The sequence below is a fragment of the Clostridium sartagoforme AAU1 genome, assembly GCF_000401215.1.
Taxonomy (GTDB): Bacteria; Bacillota; Clostridia; order Clostridiales; family Clostridiaceae; genus Clostridium; species Clostridium sartagoforme.
The window spans coordinates 1-12,444 of record NZ_ASRV01000132.1 but is presented as its reverse complement, the minus strand read 5'-3'; the positions used below and the strand labels follow the sequence as shown (position 1 = coordinate 12,444).

Here is a 12,444-nt window from a genome sequence, read left to right as displayed (position 1 = left end):
TGTTACAATGTTGTCACCTTATATAAGTCTATTTCATAACAAAGCTTCCTTTTGGAAACACAATTATAACCTTTGTATATAAATTTTCCTTTGATTCTATATCTATTATTAATCCTAATTTTCCGCATAATTTTTTACATAAATATAATCCTATTCCTGTAGATTTGTTATTTAATCTTCCCCTGCTACCTGTAAAACCTTTTTCAAACACTCTATTTAATTCAGCTTGAGGTATCCCAAGTCCATTATCTTCTATTATAAGTTGAATTCCATTTTTAATATCCTCAGTATATATCTTCACCTTTGGATTTTCTGGATTTCTATACTTACTAGCGTTAACTACAATTTGATTTAAAATAAACTCAAGCCATTTGCTATCACAATATACATTTTTATCTACATTTTCTATTTCAACATCTATGTTATTCAAAATAAATATTTGTTTATTTTTTATTATTACTTTATTTATACAATTTTCTAATGACATTTCTTTTATTAAGTAATCTTTTTCTACTTCTTCACTTCTTGCATAAAACAGGGCCTGCTCTACACATCTATCTAAAGTCTCAAGTTCCTGTAGCACAATCCTTGATATCTTTGTCTTATTATTTTCTTCTATAAGTTTGATAGATGCTATTGGCGTTTTAACTTCATGTATCCACTGTTCAATATATTCTTTGTATTCCTTTCTTTCATTTTTAATAGAATTTATTTCTTCTCTCATTGACTTCCCAGCCTTTTTTAGTAAATAATAATAAGGTTCTGCTTCTAAATAAACTGGCTTATCAATAACCTCACTAATTAAATACTTTTTATCTAAATTGTCTATACTCTTTGAAATCTCATTGAAAAATGCTTTTCTATTTTTATATTGAAAGAATAAATAAGCTCCAAGCACTATGATCCATATAATTGATATTATCTTTAAAGTATCTAAAGTATTTCCTACACTAAAAAGAAAAACTAATAAAGTTATCAAGGCAATTGAGTTTGAAAATATTACTGAAAATCTACTTTTTAAGAAATCACCTAAACTCATACTAAATACCCTTGACCTCTTTTAGTTTTTATATAATCTTTTAGTCCAAGCTCCTCAAATTTACTTCTAATCCTGCCAATATTGACTGTAAGAGTATTATCATTTACAAACATAGAGCTGTCCCAAAGATATTCCATAATATCTACTCTAGATACTATCTTTCCATTATTATTTAATAAGTAATGTAATATTTTCAATTCATTTTTAGTAAGCTCAATGACTTTACCATTATGCTCAACAGTGCTTGATAAAATATTTATCCTAGCTCCATTATGTTCAATAATATCTGTTATTCCATCACTTGGATAAGTTCTTTTTAAAAGAGATTTTATCCTAGCTAAAAGAATTTGAGTATTATAAGGCTTAGTTATAAAATCATCTCCACCTAATGTTATGCCCATTAATTCATCTATATTAGTATCTCTACTTGTTATAAATATAATTGGAACTCTTGAAAAACTTCTTATTTCTGTACAAATTTTAAACCCATCACTTTCAGGCAAATTTATATCTAACAATATAAGACTCGGATTATTTTCTTTTACTAAATAAGAAATATTACAAAACTCCCTTGGTTTAATAATGGAATATCCATTACTAACTAACACATTTCCTATTCCATTTTGTAGTTGTTCATTATCATCAATTATCATTATATTATACATATTTAACAAATCCTTACTATAGTTATTCTTAATTTTTATTATACTATTATTAGATAGTTATAAATAATAAGTTTTCCTTAAAAGTTGTATTTGATATTTGCATAATTGTACCCGTTATTTAGAAATATTTTTTATAGAAAATTGTGAAAAGAATATCGTATATTTTTATTAAAAAATCACATAATATGACATTATGCTGTCAAGTTATATAATTTATACTTTTAGATGAAACTTCTACGCGTTTAGAAAATATGCTAAGTAAATCATCATTATTTAATATAAACAAAGAATTTGAAGGAGAATGAAAATTAGTTATGAGTGAACCATTAAAAAATATTTATTCAAGTGAATTTTTAAAGGACTTTGGAGATAAAGTTCATAAAGTCTATACAGAATTTAATTCAGAGCTGTTTACAGCTTGTGTTTTATCACCTCCATGGGCTGAATTAGAGTTAAAAGCCAGAATACATAAGATCGCAGAGAAATTAGGCGAATATCTTCCAAAGGATTTTGAAGACGCTCTACAAATTTTATTTTTAATAAATGAAGACTGTGTTGGATTTCCATATTTATTTTTTCCTGACTTTGTCGCTACTTATGGACAGAATAAAAAACACTTTGAACTTTCAATGAATGCCTTAGAACGTTTTACAGAGCAGTCATCATCAGAGTTCGCTATCCGCCCATTTTTACTTAATGATCCTGAGCGTGTAATGGTCTATATGTTTAAATGGTCATTGCATAAAAATGAACATATTCGTCGCTTTTCCAGTGAAGGCTGTCGTCCCCGTCTTCCATGGGGAACATCACTTCCTATGTTTAAAAATAATCCATCACCAATTTTAAAAATTTTGGAAAATCTTATGGCAGACACATCACTTTATGTACGCAAAAGTGTAGCCAACAACCTAAATGATATTTCAAAAGATAATCCTAAAGTTGTTATAGAACTAGTAAAAAAATGGATAGGCTATAGTTCTGAAACAGACTGGATTCTTCGAAAAGGTTGTCGTACTCTAGTGCGAAATGCAAATCCTATAGCATTAGATCTCTTTGGTTATACAGATTTTTCTGATGAAAACCCTTTATTTAAGAATGTAATTTTTAATGTTACTCCAAAGGAACTTAAAATAGGAGATAGCTGTGAGCTTAATTACTCAATTGATATAGTACGTAATACGCCTTCACATATCCGTTTAGAGTATGGTATTGACTTTATAAAATCAAATTCACGCTTATCCCGTAAGTTGTTTTTCTTATCCGATAAAACTATGTCAGGTGGTGAACATTTATCTGGAAGACGCACTCACAACTTTGCAGATCTTACTACACGTAAACATTATCCTGGTATTCATAAAATTACACTACTTGTAAATGGAATAGAAATTGCTCACAGTACACTAAATATTATAGAAAGTAAAAAATGAAAAAAACTCCTTTAGGAGTTTTCAAAACTAAGTTATTTTCAGTAACTTTGAACAAATTACTAAAAATAACTATCCACTTTTAATTATTAATTCTTGATTGGGCTGTCTATTCGACAGCTCCATTAGAGTTAATTTATAATCTACTTATTATTTAGAATTTTTTTCAGAGTATTTTACCCATGTATAGAATATAAGAATTATTCCTATAATAAGGCAGCTACCACTGATAGCTTCAATAAATCCTGAAAAAAATTGTTGATAAGCTTTTTCACCTGGTTCCCATATAACAGAATAAATTGCTGTAACAAATGATATTAATATAGCACATAAAGCTCCAACCAAAGATTCATTTCTCTTTAACTTTTTAATCTCATTAAGCAATGAGTTTATAGTTTTATTACTTTCTACTTCTGCATTTTCTTGTTCAATATATTCTCCTTTTAATAATTCAATCATTGAAACTTCTAATACTTTACTTATCTCTTCAAATAATGAACTATCTGGTAGACACTTACCACACTCCCATTTTGAAACAGCTTTATCAGTTACATTTAAATATTCTCCCAGTTCTGCTTGTGTAAATTTTTTCTTTTTTCTAGCATCTGATATAAATTTTCCGATTTTTTTTGTATCCATGATTACACCACCTTTAATAGTATAATAATTTCAAAGTCACTATATTGAAACCCACCACAAGTAGAATCGATAGAGTAAAAGTAGAATATTACAGGTTTAGTAAAAAACTCATTTATGATACACTTCTACGTATTACTTTTAAATGAGATTTTTACACTTTAAATGTTTTGAATAAAATTTAAAATGACTTTTTATATTTCTTAAAGTAGGCTGAACTTGAAAAAATAAAATAAACACCAAAAATTATAAAAAATATTGCAGAAAAATATAGTTTACCAATTAAATGCCATATTCCTATAGCTAACCATAGAACGCCTGAAATTGCATATAACTTCCATGTGATTTTGTTATTTTCTGCTTCACTTTTACATCTACCATACCTGTTTATTTGTTTAATTCTAGAGTTATAAGCTAAGTAAGGCATAAAATTAAAGATAAATATGAAAATATCAATTACTAATACTCCTAAGATAATCAGAAATATAGGTCTTATAGCTATTACAGAAACAACTAACAAGCTTATTAATACTATAGCTATTATTAAAGAATAGATTGTTCCCCTTCTTGTTTGATTTCTTACACGTGTATATTTATCTATTTCCGATTTACTATCACTATAAATAGGCTTAGTCCCAGCTTGCGCTAAAAAAATATGCATTTGGTTATTTATAGAAATAACAAGTTCCCATCCTGCTTCTTTGAATATGGTAAAATACTCTCCATCGGTATCCGATTGATAATCTAAACTATACACTATATTTTGAGGCTTATCTTTTCTTAGCTTATAGAAAAAACCTCCTACTATGTCTTCTAATATCCAGCCTTGCCTTGCATAATTTTTTAGTTTTTCCATATCACCTTCTTCAGTAAATGCAAATCCACTAATCATTACATATTTACTTTTCATGAATATACCTCTTTTCTAATTTAAAAAATTTTCAGCAAATTTAACCATCTGTTTTTTACGCTCAATCTCTTTTATCAGCATCTCTCGTCCTTTATTTGTTATTTTATATACTTTTTTATTATCATCTGTGTCAGAACCTAACTCCACTAAATCTGCTGATAAAAGCTTTTTCAGTGTTGTATAAAGTGATGCAGGACCAATAGTAACTTCATTATTAGTAAGGTTCTCAATAGTTTTCATAATTAGGTATCCGTGCTTTTCCTCAATAACACTAGATAAAATATAAAAAGCAGAATCTGTTAGTTCCCCAATATCAATAGAATCTTTTCTTGGCATAAAATTCTCCTTTCTATTCTATATATCATTTATTGATATATCATTAAATATAATATATCAATAAATGATACAATTGTCAAATATTCACATATGTTCTCTTTTTAAAATTATAACTACTAGCAAATAACAATTTAAGTTATTCACAAATGGTCATGTATATAATTTCTGAATGTATTGTGATATTAAAATTCTCAAAAATATTTTATTTTTCATATTTGAAAGTAAAATTAAATATTTGTACTTTACTAATACATCACCCCCATTATTTGGTAAATAATAAAAGTATAAGTTCCTCAACTTCATTAAAACTTACTATTGAGGAACTATATATTATCCCATATATTTAATTATCTTAGTTTATTAATAATATAATTTACTTATGATACGCTTCACCTTAACTATTTAAAGTGAGCTTTTAATTATATAATTAAATTTACTAAAATAGAAATAATACAATATACATTAAAAATCAAAATTATCTGGATCTGGCCCTACTCTTAAATCTTTATTTAAGCTATCTATCTTATCAATATCATCTTTACTTAGATTAAAATCAAATATATCTATATTTTCAATTAACCTTCTCTCATTTGTAGATTTAGGGATAGTTACTATTTGACTTTGTAAATCCCAACGTAACACTATCTGAGCTACTGTTTTATTGTACTTTTTAGCTATTTCTTTTAATGTCTCATTTTCTAATAATCCATTACCAGCCATTAAAGGTGACCATGCTTCAACTTGAATATCATTTTCTCTTCAAAATTCCCTAACACTTTTTTGACTTAAGTAAGGTCTTCTCCTTAAAAATCATTAGTTATTTTTATTAATATATTTATCTTATGAAACTCATAAAATTCTTTTCTTCTCTCTTTGGTGCTTCAATATGATCCTTACCAAATTCAACAAGCTTCATTAACCAAGCCATATTCTTACCTAATACTCTCATTATTTGCATTCCTTCGCTATCCTGAAGAACCTCATTTTCGGTTCTACCATAAGCTACATTCCAATAATTAGATGTAGGCATTAACATTTCTGAATAATTAATATAATTATTTAATTGATCAAATACCGGAACTCCTCCTGATCTTCTAACTGCAACAACACTTGCTCCAACTTTATGTCTAAGCATACCATCATTTACTGATGTTACAAGAAAAGCACGGTCTAAGAATGATTTCATGGTTCCTGCAATAGCAGAATAATGAACTGGAGATCCTAATATAATCCCATCAGCCTCTTTCATCTTTGCAATCCATTCATTAACTTCATCGTTATTAATGACACACTTTTCATTCTTATTTCTACTACATCCACCACAAGCTAAGCATCCACGTATTACCTTATTTCCAACGTGAATAATTTCTACCTCAATATTTTCTTTCTCCAATTCTTTTGCTACAGTCTCTATTGATTTATATGTATTCCCTTCCTTTTTAGGACTTCCATTAAAAGCAACTACCTTCATATTACATCTCCTTAATCTATTTATTATTTGTAAATTATTTATGCTCTCATTATATAAATGCCTGTGATACTTAACAAGTACGCACTTTTACGTTAGATAGCTTACCTAAAAGTATGATTTATTAAGATATGGTATTTATATAGAAAATAATTTATTAATATTTAACATTCTTTATTTACATTAAAAATTCTAGTATAATATCTTATGTAAAAATATTTGAAAGTAGGTAATTTAATGATTTCCTTTAATAACAAAACTTATGTTTGTTTATTAGATTTTGCAATGGATTTTATACGTGGCAAATGGAAGGCTCTTTTATTATGTAGTTTATATAATGAACCAAAAAGATTTTTAGAGCTTCAAAGAATTGTTAAAGGTATAAGCCAAAAAATTTTAAGTGAAAATTTAAAAGAATTAGAAAATGACGGATTAGTTGGTAAGGAAATATATCCTGAAGTTCCACCTAAAGTTGAGTATCATCTAACTGATAAAGGGAAAGAAATTACTAAGCTCATTAAGGAACTTGAATCTTGGTCTATTAAATATTACCCTGATTTAGATGGTAGCTGTGATTAACATATATAATTGTGATTATTATTGCAAATTTACCAACTAATAATACAAAAAAGACAGTAGATAAATTAGGTTTGCACAAACTTATCTATTGTCCTGATTTTAAGTTTTATATTAATTCAATTTTGCTTTTAAAATTACTCCCACCTAAAAAATTTAATAGCTACTCCAATACATATCACAGCAAGTATACTTATAACTAAAATTGGAAGCATTTCATTATCAATACTTAAATTAAGTGATGCACTTTTTAAAAGCTTTATCCCTTGAGTTAATGGTAAGATATCTGATACTTTCTGAAGTGCTATTGGCATAACATCATATGGTAATGTCGCTCCTGAAAATATAAGCATAGGAAAATATAAAATAATAACACCAGCTCAAAGTCTAGTGTTAAAGTGTAGAGTTTATATTGAATTCATTTTTCATATATTCTAATTGTTTCAATATACTATGAGCATTCTTTTCTGCATCACTTAAGGAGGTAAGAAGTTTGTCACATGCTGTAATAATGTTCTCATTCTTTTGGGGTTTATTAATCACCTCTCTAATATCAATATCCCTGCTTTCTGATAAGGCATTCATCATTCTTAAAATCGCTGAAAGAGAATAGTTAGCACAACGTAATGTCCGTATTATCTTTAATCTATTAATATCACTTTCAGTATAAACTCGATATCCATTCTGCTTTCTCTTAACTGTAAGCAAACAATTCATCTCCCAATTTCTTAATGTATCCATTGTTACTTGTAGATAATCTGCAGTTTGCTTTCTTGAGAAGATTATATCATTATCCTTAGCATCTATACCTAATAAAAGCTTCCTTGAAAGTTCTATAGCTTCTTCTGCATTCTTTTGCTCTTGTTTTATTTGATTAATGTAGTCATTTGTACAACTAATTGCTTCTAGAAACTCTCCCCTGGCAGATAACTTAACAATATTTATTATCTTTTTTCTAAGTCCATTTTGCAGAATCTCTACTTTAAAGGCAGTTCTAGCAAGATTAAACTGCTCTATATGATAGTCAGTAAATAATCTATAACCATTTGGTAATCTACTTGCCTCTGGTATTAATTTAAGCTTCTCGTACAAACGTACAGTGTTTGAATGTACTCCAACCTTTTTAGCTACTTCTGCTGTTTTATATATATTATCCATACTATTTGCACCTCCATGTTATTATAATAACACTTATACAAAGTATGGTGATATAGTGGAGAGTTTTATTTAGTTCTTGTTAAATTTGTTTAAATATAAGTAAACAACTATAACCCTAATATAATTAATTATTTATAAAGTCAATGATCAACTTGTTAACCATATCTGGATTATCTTGATTTGAGTTATGACCTGCATGATTAATAAAATAAAATGTACAATTACTATCATCTTTTGCCCATGCCTCAGCAATTTTTTTAATATTACCTGTTTTGTCATCTGAACCGCAAAGTAACAATACAGGTTTTTTAAACTTAAATTCCGGGTCATAGTGAAGGCATCCTATTAAATCTGTTATAATATCAATAAAGATTTTTTTATCTATCCTTTCAAAGCAATCTCTAACGTATTTCTTTACACTATCTTTGTTTCCACAAGCATTCGCGCTCTGTTTTATTAGTAACTTCCATGGATAGCAGTTAAATATAAACTTAGTGCATTTCAGTGAACACTTTTCCATAAATGTGAGCTTACCTGTGTTTTTGGTACAGTCAATCAGCACTGATTTTTCTACTAGTTCTGGATAATAATAAGATATTTCCTGAACCAGATTTCCTCCCATTGATTGACCTATAAGAATCGCTTTATCAATATTATAAATTTCATATAATTTTTTGCAGTCGCTAATCATATCTTTAAACTGAAATTTTTTCCCTTGCTCCAATTTAGATAAACCGTGTCCTCGAGAATCCCATGCAATTAAATTATAAGTATCATCAAATGCCTTAAATTGTTCATTGAACATTTCATGATTAACACCTGCTCCATGAAAAAATATTACCCATTTATTTGTTGTTCCCTTTCTATACCAGTAATGAATCTCACAATTCAGATTTTGAAATACCAAAAGTCTGAATTTATCCTCCATAATTAACTCCTCCTTATAGTTTAATCACAAATTCTTCCTTGTAATAATATTTTTTCAAAGAATCCATCATACACTTAAACTCACTTACCTTCTTTATCTCTTCAAAGCTTTCATAATATGCTCCTTTATAGACCAAAACGGTCAGTAGATTAGTTTTATTTTAAACCTACTGACCGTTTTTTAGAAGACCTAAAATTTAATATTCAATAATTTCGTAAACTAACTATAAATACCAGTGACTCATTTATCAAAAGTAGTCACTTACTTGTGGTACGGTTCACTGTACCATAAGTAAAAAACTTTAGATTTCCACACATACAATATAATTAATAGAATTTCAAATTTAAGTTTTCATTATATTTTTATATGAAAATAAGATAGATTTTTACCTATCCTAATAATTCTTATCTCTTAAATCTTTAATTTCTTCTATATTTAATCCTGTCTTAATTTATATAGTTTCATCATCTAAAACATCTAATAAATTCTTATTGCATCTTCGTTACTACTTAAATATTCGATTTTTTGTTCAGCTTTTTCTATTGCTGTGTACAAGCTCATCAACGCATGAAGCTCTTTGTAATATTTTCATAACTTGGTAATAATCACAATTTTAATTTCGTGACCAATTTATTTATCCCCTCACTGTTCATAAGCTCATACATTAACTTAACTAAATCTTCTTTTGAAATATTTTCATTATTTTTAAACCAATAGGTTAATATTCCAATCATAGCAGATAACATATACTCAAGGGTATAATCAATTTCCATAGTACTCTCATTTGCTTCTAACTGCTCCAATAGTTTTGCTTTTATACCATTTTTCATCTTACCTGCAAAAGCAGGGTCTCCATTATCACCTAAAAGCACAGTGTAATACTTACTACTACTTGAATATAGCTTTATAAATGAATCTATAGGTACCGATTCATTGTATCCTGTTGGTAAAAGTGGTGGCATTTCTTCAATGTTTGGTAAAAGAGATTCTTCAATCTGCTTAAGAACATCATAAACGTCGTTAAAATACTCGTAAAAAGTACTTCGATTGTATCCTGCTTTTGTGGTTATTTCACGGACTGTTATTTTTTCAATACGCTTCTCACAATAAAGCTCCCAAAAAGCGTCTATGAGGTTTTGTCTTGTTTGTGTAGATATTTCCTTATATTTTGCCATAACTGCTCCTTTATAAAATCCGACATATTGACGGATATTGTCGGTTGAATAGTTCTTATATGTAGAATACACTAAAATCATACAACAAGCTGTTGTTCAAATCAAATAGATTTTAGGAGGCAATAATGATTACAATTTTATGTAGTGGTTCTCGTGGAGATATTCAGCCATATATTGCTCTGGCTATTGAGTTAAAAAAACAGGGGGAATATGTACGAATTGCAGCAGGTAAAAGCTTTGGAGATTTTATTACAAGTTATGGAATAAAACATTTTCCACTTGCAGCAGATTATAAATCTGTAGATATTGATCCTAAGCTTCTAGAGGCTGCTCAAAGTTCAACAAATCCACTTAAAATGCTTTTTACCTTTAACAAAATGAAAAAGTATTCGAAAATGATGGTTGATGAAATGTATGAAGCATGTATTGGTAGTGATGTTGTTGTATATCATACTGGTTGCACCATTGGCTATTTTGCTGCAGAACAAATGGGAATACCATCTGTTATGGCATCTCCTTTTCCTATGTTGAAAACTTCTAAGGTGCCATCAATTATCGCTTATGGGAAAACGAAAATGCCTATTTCTTTGTCTTATAAAATGCTACAGGGCATGTTATGGATGGCATCTAAAACAGGCGTTATACTTTATTGGAAAGAAAAATTCGGTAAACTACCAGAAAATTTTAATTGTCCTTTTGAACTAGTAGATGAAAACCATCCATCCATTGTTTCTTGTTCAAATTATGTTTTTCCACGTCCAGGAGACTGGAATAAAAATGTTTACCAATTTGGATATTGGTTTACTCAAGAAAATGATGAATATACTCCACCAAAAGAACTTGTAGAGTTTTTATCAGAGGGTGAAAAACCTATTTATTTTGGATTTGGTTCTGTATTTAACGAAAAAAATAAAGATAAGTTTATATCTTATGTAAAGGAATCATTATCTAAAACAGATAATCGTGGAATTATTTGTGGTATGGGTAATGTTAAGAACTTACCTGAAAATATATTCGCAATAGACAGAATCCCTCATACATGGCTATTTCCAAAATGCTTGGCTGTCTGTCACCACGGTGGGGCAGGTACAACAGCAGCTGGGTTTGCTGCAGGAGTGCCGTCTATTATTATTCCCTTTTCCAACGACCAATTTGCATGGGCACATCGTAGTTACGACATTGGCGTAGGGACAAAACCTATATACAAAAAATAATTATCAGCAAAAAAGCTTGTAGAATCAATAAACTATGCTTTATCTGACAAAATCACCAAAAATGCAAAGCAATTGGGTAAAAATATTGCAAGTGAAAATGGAGCAAAGCATTGTGTAGATATAATTATAAGGATGGTAAATTAAATATGCATAAAATTGTAGCAATTTTAGGTAGTCCACATATTAATGGAAATGGTGCATTTGCTTTAGATTGCATACTTAAAGGTGCAAAAGAAAAAGGAGCAATATTTTTAAAATATGAGCTTTCTAAAATTAACATAAAAAACTGTTTAGGTTGCAGAAAATGTGTAGAAAATGGTGGTGTATGCGTTTTGAAAGACGATTTCACTGAGATTTTTGAAAATATTAAAACCGCTGATACTGTAATAATATCATCGCCAATTTATATTAACCAAGTTAACGGATACACAAAAACCTTTCTGGATAGATGTTATCCACTTACCGATAAATACCATAAACCACGTTTCGGAAAACGTAATGTTATAATGCTTTGCACCTATGGTGCACCTATCCCTTTTATTTTTTCAAAATATATTAGAAATACAGGTAAATCTTTAAAAGCAATGGGATTAGTTAATAACAGGAATATTATAATTCATGGTTGTACTACTATTGATAAGGTTAAAAATGATGTAAAACTTCAATCAAAACTAATTTCTATTGGGAAAAATATATAAAAAATACTTACATTACTTTAATCCATCTCATTAAAACATCCTGTTCACCAATTTATACTTTATTTAATAAAATTGTATATTTTGTCATATTATAGAGCTATTGTCTTTCCTTATTCTTTTTGTAGCACTAAATTTGGTAAAGTCATATAAAAATCTTGCTCTTATTTTGTTTTTACATTTTTAAACATATACTTCACTTACACAAATTATAACATAA

The 12,444-nt window shown here is 28.4% G+C and carries 14 protein-coding genes and 1 pseudogene; 4 read left to right on the top strand and 11 right to left on the bottom strand.

Features of this window, described 5'->3' with window-relative positions; all coding sequences use genetic code 11:
- Positions 1 to 28: 28 nt before the first annotated feature.
- Both A500_RS10465 and A500_RS10460 read right to left on the bottom strand, forming a co-directional pair.
- A complete protein-coding gene (locus A500_RS10465; protein ID WP_016207559.1) occupies positions 29 to 1,039 on the bottom strand; it encodes a sensor histidine kinase in 1,011 nt (336 codons plus the stop codon).
- Positions 1,036 to 1,704, bottom strand: coding sequence for a response regulator transcription factor (locus A500_RS10460; protein WP_016207558.1), 669 nt, complete (start codon positions 1,702 to 1,704; stop codon positions 1,036 to 1,038). Before A500_RS10460 ends, A500_RS10465 begins: the two co-directional genes overlap by 4 nt.
- 314 nt (positions 1,705 to 2,018) lie before the next feature.
- On the opposite strand from A500_RS10460, the gene A500_RS10455 reads away from it, so the two are divergent.
- On the top strand, positions 2,019 to 3,131 hold the full coding sequence (locus tag A500_RS10455; protein ID WP_016207557.1) for a DNA alkylation repair protein: 1,113 nt from the start codon (positions 2,019 to 2,021) through the stop codon (positions 3,129 to 3,131).
- Between the two features lie 147 nt (positions 3,132 to 3,278).
- Here the strand turns inward: A500_RS10455 and A500_RS10450 are convergent, their stop codons facing one another.
- The 5 genes from A500_RS10450 to A500_RS10430 all read right to left on the bottom strand — a co-directional run bounded on the left by A500_RS10450 (position 3,279) and on the right by A500_RS10430 (position 6,481).
- The gene (locus A500_RS10450; protein ID WP_016207556.1) at positions 3,279 to 3,767 is read right to left on the bottom strand and encodes a helix-turn-helix domain-containing protein; all 489 of its coding nucleotides are present in this window, start codon (positions 3,765 to 3,767) and stop codon (positions 3,279 to 3,281) included.
- Positions 3,768 to 3,945: 178 nt separating this feature from the next.
- Positions 3,946 to 4,674: a DUF2812 domain-containing protein gene (locus tag A500_RS10445; protein ID WP_016207555.1), complete on the bottom strand. Its 729-nt coding sequence runs from the start codon at positions 4,672 to 4,674 to the stop codon at positions 3,946 to 3,948.
- 15 nt (positions 4,675 to 4,689) lie between these two features.
- Positions 4,690 to 5,010 carry a PadR family transcriptional regulator gene (locus A500_RS10440; RefSeq protein ID WP_016207554.1) on the bottom strand — a complete coding sequence of 107 codons (321 nt, stop codon included), beginning with the start codon at positions 5,008 to 5,010 and terminating at the stop codon, positions 4,690 to 4,692.
- Positions 5,011 to 5,472: 462 nt separating this feature from the next.
- Complete coding sequence (locus A500_RS10435; protein ID WP_016207553.1) at positions 5,473 to 5,730, bottom strand: aldo/keto reductase; 258 nt, start codon at positions 5,728 to 5,730, stop codon at positions 5,473 to 5,475.
- A 115-nt stretch (positions 5,731 to 5,845) separates the two neighbouring features.
- Complete coding sequence (locus A500_RS10430; protein WP_016207552.1) at positions 5,846 to 6,481, bottom strand: flavodoxin family protein; 636 nt, start codon at positions 6,479 to 6,481, stop codon at positions 5,846 to 5,848.
- A gap of 234 nt (positions 6,482 to 6,715) precedes the next feature.
- Between A500_RS10430 and A500_RS10425 the strand changes: the two genes are divergently transcribed.
- Positions 6,716 to 7,057 carry a winged helix-turn-helix transcriptional regulator gene (locus A500_RS10425; protein WP_016207551.1) on the top strand — a complete coding sequence of 114 codons (342 nt, stop codon included), beginning with the start codon at positions 6,716 to 6,718 and terminating at the stop codon, positions 7,055 to 7,057.
- A 134-nt stretch (positions 7,058 to 7,191) separates the two neighbouring features.
- Here A500_RS10425 and A500_RS10420 read toward each other — a convergent pair.
- The 4 genes and pseudogenes from A500_RS10420 to A500_RS10405 form a co-directional block, all read right to left on the bottom strand.
- Positions 7,192 to 7,434: pseudogene (locus tag A500_RS10420) on the bottom strand (ABC transporter permease); the annotation flags it as partial.
- A gap of 13 nt (positions 7,435 to 7,447) precedes the next feature.
- Complete coding sequence (locus tag A500_RS10415) at positions 7,448 to 8,212, bottom strand: MerR family transcriptional regulator (protein ID WP_016207549.1); 765 nt, start codon at positions 8,210 to 8,212, stop codon at positions 7,448 to 7,450.
- Between the two features lie 124 nt (positions 8,213 to 8,336).
- Positions 8,337 to 9,140: an alpha/beta fold hydrolase gene (locus A500_RS10410; RefSeq protein WP_016207548.1), complete on the bottom strand. Its 804-nt coding sequence runs from the start codon at positions 9,138 to 9,140 to the stop codon at positions 8,337 to 8,339.
- A gap of 605 nt (positions 9,141 to 9,745) precedes the next feature.
- Positions 9,746 to 10,315 carry a TetR/AcrR family transcriptional regulator gene (locus A500_RS10405; protein ID WP_016207547.1) on the bottom strand — a complete coding sequence of 190 codons (570 nt, stop codon included), beginning with the start codon at positions 10,313 to 10,315 and terminating at the stop codon, positions 9,746 to 9,748.
- Positions 10,316 to 10,440: 125 nt separating this feature from the next.
- Between A500_RS10405 and A500_RS10400 the strand changes: the two genes are divergently transcribed.
- Both A500_RS10400 and A500_RS10395 read left to right on the top strand, forming a co-directional pair.
- The gene (locus A500_RS10400; RefSeq protein WP_016207546.1) at positions 10,441 to 11,529 is read left to right on the top strand and encodes a glycosyltransferase; all 1,089 of its coding nucleotides are present in this window, start codon (positions 10,441 to 10,443) and stop codon (positions 11,527 to 11,529) included.
- 110 nt (positions 11,530 to 11,639) lie between these two features.
- Entirely contained in the window at positions 11,640 to 12,227 is a 588-nt protein-coding gene (locus tag A500_RS10395) for a flavodoxin family protein (RefSeq protein ID WP_083935692.1), read from the top strand.
- Positions 12,228 to 12,444 lie beyond the last annotated feature (217 nt).

Bases quoted from the DNA above. Each gene is read 5' to 3' on its own strand.
- A500_RS10465 (WP_016207559.1), bottom strand. From the start codon at position 1,039: ATGAGTTTAGGTGATTTCTTAAAAAGTAGATTTTCAGTAATATTTTCA.
- A500_RS10460 (WP_016207558.1), bottom strand. From the start codon at position 1,704: ATGTATAATATAATGATAATTGATGATAATGAACAACTACAAAATGGA.
- A500_RS10455 (WP_016207557.1), top strand. From the start codon at position 2,019: ATGAGTGAACCATTAAAAAATATTTATTCAAGTGAATTTTTAAAGGAC.
- A500_RS10450 (WP_016207556.1), bottom strand. From the start codon at position 3,767: ATGGATACAAAAAAAATCGGAAAATTTATATCAGATGCTAGAAAAAAG.
- A500_RS10445 (WP_016207555.1), bottom strand. From the start codon at position 4,674: ATGAAAAGTAAATATGTAATGATTAGTGGATTTGCATTTACTGAAGAA.
- A500_RS10440 (WP_016207554.1), bottom strand. From the start codon at position 5,010: ATGCCAAGAAAAGATTCTATTGATATTGGGGAACTAACAGATTCTGCT.
- A500_RS10435 (WP_016207553.1), bottom strand. From the start codon at position 5,730: ATGGCTGGTAATGGATTATTAGAAAATGAGACATTAAAAGAAATAGCT.
- A500_RS10430 (WP_016207552.1), bottom strand. From the start codon at position 6,481: ATGAAGGTAGTTGCTTTTAATGGAAGTCCTAAAAAGGAAGGGAATACA.
- A500_RS10425 (WP_016207551.1), top strand. From the start codon at position 6,716: ATGATTTCCTTTAATAACAAAACTTATGTTTGTTTATTAGATTTTGCA.
- A500_RS10415 (WP_016207549.1), bottom strand. From the start codon at position 8,212: ATGGATAATATATATAAAACAGCAGAAGTAGCTAAAAAGGTTGGAGTA.
- A500_RS10410 (WP_016207548.1), bottom strand. From the start codon at position 9,140: ATGGAGGATAAATTCAGACTTTTGGTATTTCAAAATCTGAATTGTGAG.
- A500_RS10405 (WP_016207547.1), bottom strand. From the start codon at position 10,315: ATGGCAAAATATAAGGAAATATCTACACAAACAAGACAAAACCTCATA.
- A500_RS10400 (WP_016207546.1), top strand. From the start codon at position 10,441: ATGATTACAATTTTATGTAGTGGTTCTCGTGGAGATATTCAGCCATAT.